We start from the raw sequence: 4155 nt of genomic DNA on the forward strand, positions 1-4155 counted from the left end.
ATTGGTTAGTCTCTATGTCGTTACTGGTGACTATTTCGTGGATATCGTTAAGTCGAGCATCTTGATCTCGCTGAGCAATGTAGTCGGTCATTAGTCGTTCAAGGGCCTTCTTGGGGTCTTCACCTCGGTTCTCGGCCTCAGATTTGAATCTGTCTTTGATGATTTGTGGAACTTCCATCCTTACATAATAATCTATAGCTTTGGAGATATTTACGACTTTCTTCCCTTAAGTGTCTAGTAGAATTATTCAAAAATTATTTTTTCACACTCCGTCAGGACTCAGACGGATAGTGAGAGGAATTTCGTCTGCACAACGCTGCTCATAGAGTTAACGTGAGTGTCGATAGATGCCGTTAGAGGAAATGAAAAGTCTTCGAAATCATAGATTTGATTAAGTTTCTTGTTCCCGGCGTCGAAGTAGCATAGTCTTTTCAAGAATACTGCTAGAGGGAAATGTTTATTAATCCAACACTCTTACACTACACCGAGGGTACTGATACAGTCCAAGGTGATCTACGATCACCGATGGACAGCGGTTGTTTCCGCGGTTTGCACCCGCTGATTCTCCGTTATCTTCCGTTTTCGGCCCTAATTTGTCCTCGTGGTTTGAAGTGAGTGTAGTAGTAGATACACCTATATGTGAAAAAATTATTTTGAAATAAAGATATAGACTATTTAAATGGGAACGTATGGAACATTCGAGTATTTAATGTTCTTTATGCGGCGACGGATTCTATCTCTCTTTGCGTCTTGATTTCCATCGAAGATACGTGTGAGTGGCAGCATTGTGTGTCGGCATTTATTTAATAAGCCTGTCAAATGTTATTCGTCGCTATCTGTGCCGGGGTCAGCGATCTTCCCTGGTAGACTCATCGGTTCACCCGCTCTTATCGTGGAGTTGGTGTTACAGCGGTAACGAGGATGACTTTTAAGGCTGAAAAGAATCGCGGCTGCTACTTTCGTCGACTGGCGCCGTTGCAGAGATATCTGTTGGCACCGCGAGACGGCGTAGTTAGTGGTACCGATGTCAGCCGTGGTCGTTTATTGTCGCCCCTCGAGTGAGGAGGTGCCGCGCTCACCCGCTGACAGTGCGCTGTTGATTCTGATCCATTTGCGCTATGTGTTCACCACGCTATTTTTGTCTGGTTTGAAGAACTTCAACAGACCGTAAAAATCAGTTACCGTTGGATCACTTGTGATGCTCCAATCCTTCAAGAGCGTCAAGAAGCCGGTCGAGTTTCAACGAGATTTCGTCAACCTCACCATCCAACTTTTCGATATCCTCTCTTAGACTGTCGATGTCGTCTTCAGAATTGACGATGCGGTGTTTGACTTCACCGTACGTCTTCTGCATCCTCCCGGTTTGCTTCTCGACCCATTCTACACGCTCCTCTAATGTCTGAGGGCGGCTCCGGGTTAGGTCTGCTAACTCGTTATGTCCTTCCTGTGTGATCCAAGTTTCTTTCGGGTTTAGGGGGTAGCGGTCGTCTTTGACTTCTTCACGCCGGATCAACCTTTGCTGCTCGAGTTTCTTGAGGCGGTAGTTGATGTCACCGTTGCTGTCAGCCCAGTGGACGGCTTCTGCGATTGTCGATGCTCGTGCTGGTTCGTACTCTGCGACGAGAGACAGTACTTCGAGGTCTCGTTCTGGCAGTTCGGCCATAGTTACATTCATATCTGCTCCTTGATAGGTTTGTATAGCGAATTGGTCAGGGTGTTCTGCTTGCTATTTTGGTTGCGAATTTCTGTTGTGATTCTCAAGGCAATAGCGTAGCGTCAACTATAGACCCCTGGTCAAGGCGGTAAAGCAGGTTCTCGAGTTCCCTCGAGAGAGAAGTGTGGGTTCAAAATTCTTTGTTGAGAGAAGAAGGGTTCCTCAACCAACTCCTCGAGTTATGAGGATTCCATCTAAAAGAATTGTTGTGATATCACTCGCATACTAACAAATATATATGCTATTGCAGCGTCATTACGTTACTATGAGCGACTCTGACGAGGGGGGTGGAGTCGATTCAGGGCCAGTACGATTGGTCAACCAGAAATCCAAGCACCGTCGTGGTGAACGCTATTGCGGTTCTTGAGAACGTTGAACCGTGCGATCTCTCGTCACCGCTGAACGACTATATCAATCCTGATGCACTTGATGAGGTCGTGTCCGGCGATAGTCGCGTCGTTGTTTCGTTTGTCGTTGATGGGTATCGGGTTCGCGTTGATGGTGATGGAGTGGTTATCACTGACGATTGAGTGGGTTCCAGTATCGGGTGAGACCGAGTAGGGTGGACACCGGGTACAGGATGAAAAACCACCCGTGGTGGGTCACCAGTGTCGCCGCTGTAGATTACTTGATGACGAACTCAAATTTAAGTGCGGAGGAGAGACCAACCTGTGGCGCAGCTGCCAACTGAACATGTACAGGATAACCTGCTCATCGCAATAGCGCTATCGCGAGACTCCTACGCCTTCAAAGAGGCTGAATCGGTGAACGCGTCGAAGCGATATCTATTGACGCCGTTACGGAGTGTTCACGGCATTAAATTTTAATATCTCGTCTACATATGTGCGCCCAGAATGATATATGATAACATAAGACACATTATCTACGGTGAGGAAGAGACTCGTATTCGAGCAACGTGGCGTATTCTTCTCGGACTAATCCTGGTACTCTTTTTACCACAATTACTCGTCCCGCTCATTGCTTTCGCTACTGTTGGTGATCCAATGGGCCAGCATCTCCTGATGAGTATATTTATGTTTTTTATGACTGCGATGGCACTGATTTTTCTCGTCGGATTCGCACGGTTCATTGACCGCCGACCAGTCAGAGAGTACGGTTTGAATCTTTCCAGATCATGGTGGCTGGATGGATTAGCTGGATTCATCACCCCTTTGGTCGTATTCACAGTCTATGTCGGATTGAGTCTGTTCTTCGGCTGGATCTCGGTCGAATCAATCACTGACGAGAGTTTCGTAGTACTCGCAGGATGGGGTGTTCTCTTCTTTCTTGTTTACATCCTTGGAGGAGCGATCGCGGAAGGAATCGCATATACAGGTATCGTAGGTCAGAATCTAGCGGAAGGCGCACGAGCGCACGGTGGTTCTGCCCAAGTTGCTGTAGCAACGGCCGTGATCGGCGGTGGTCTTCTCTTTTCGATCTTGCACTTCTTCGTTTATGGTGATCCAGGAGCATTTGGAGAACTACCTCTCAGCGGCCCAGTCTTTATTTGGTTTGCTGTAGGATCAGTGATGGTTCTGAGCTATTTTTGGACGGGGAACGCTGCGTTCGCCATTGGAGTGAACGCTGGTGCCAATATGGGAGGCTGGTTGTTCCATCCGGGTGATGGCCTTCCTGGTATACCACACGTGATAATGATTGAGCACAATCCTCCAGCCCCGTTTGATGCAGTGGGTGGAACACTGGCGGTCTCGTGGGTTATTGGCTTGGCTATCTTGGCAGCCTGGGTGTATTACCGAAAGGATTCGATTACACACGATACAGGAGAGATCCCACAGTCGCTTTAGTGGTGGTACAAAATCAATACAACTCCCACTAACTCTCACCGACATCCGTTAAAGACTTAACCTTTTACAGCAGTCACTGCGCATTATTCACATAAGTCGAATCGAGCCTGTTGAAATGATTTACCGATGCCCGCTTCTCGGCAGGCGTTATATAAGTCGCATCGTGACCATGTCACAAATATCAAAAGTAATCAAAATGTTAATGTGTAGAAAAATAGTTATTTTGTTTGAATGGATGTGTTAAGGTATGGCATACGTAGGAATCGACGGGGAAGATATGTACTACGAGATGGAAGGAGATGGGGATGCAATTGTATTAATCCACGGGAACGAGGCACATCACCGGACGTGGGAGCATCAATTTGAGGGTTCTTGAGTGACGGCGAATAGGGTGGACACACCGGATACCGAATGAAAACCGAGTGTGGGTCACACCGGATACAGAATGTAAAACTACCCCGTTGAGGACACCAGTGTCGCCGCTCTAAATCACTCTTCGAGCGAGATGTTTTTGACGAGTTCAGTGGTTGACTGACGTGAGGATTAGGGGATGGGCCTATGGTGCAGGTGGTGGTAGCCCATCCGTTTGCGACTCAGTGTCGCAGGCTTAGTTGGGTAATAGATCCTGTTAGTACT

General features: G+C 47.5%; 4 protein-coding genes. 3 read left to right on the forward strand and 1 reads right to left on the reverse strand.

The window, feature by feature from the left end:
• Positions 1-1189 precede the first annotated feature (1189 nt).
• Positions 1190-1663, reverse strand: coding sequence for a helix-turn-helix domain-containing protein (locus QA600_RS22690; protein WP_278294209.1), 474 nt, complete (start codon positions 1661-1663; stop codon positions 1190-1192).
• Positions 1664-2001: 338 nt separating this feature from the next.
• Here QA600_RS22690 and QA600_RS22695 point away from each other — a divergent pair, with 338 nt between their 5' ends.
• From QA600_RS22695 to QA600_RS22705, 3 genes are all read left to right on the forward strand, one after another.
• On the forward strand, positions 2002-2244 hold the full coding sequence (locus QA600_RS22695; protein ID WP_278294210.1) for a HalOD1 output domain-containing protein: 243 nt from the start codon (positions 2002-2004) through the stop codon (positions 2242-2244).
• Between the two features lie 324 nt (positions 2245-2568).
• Positions 2569-3519: a CPBP family glutamic-type intramembrane protease gene (locus QA600_RS22700; protein WP_278294211.1), complete on the forward strand. Its 951-nt coding sequence runs from the start codon at positions 2569-2571 to the stop codon at positions 3517-3519.
• Positions 3520-3766: 247 nt separating this feature from the next.
• On the forward strand, positions 3767-3895 hold the full coding sequence (locus QA600_RS22705) for a hypothetical protein (protein ID WP_278294212.1): 129 nt from the start codon (positions 3767-3769) through the stop codon (positions 3893-3895).
• Positions 3896-4155 lie beyond the last annotated feature (260 nt).

This window comes from Natronococcus sp. A-GB1 (assembly GCF_029688845.1).
In the GTDB taxonomy this organism is placed as follows: Archaea; Halobacteriota; Halobacteria; order Halobacteriales; family Natrialbaceae; genus Natronococcus.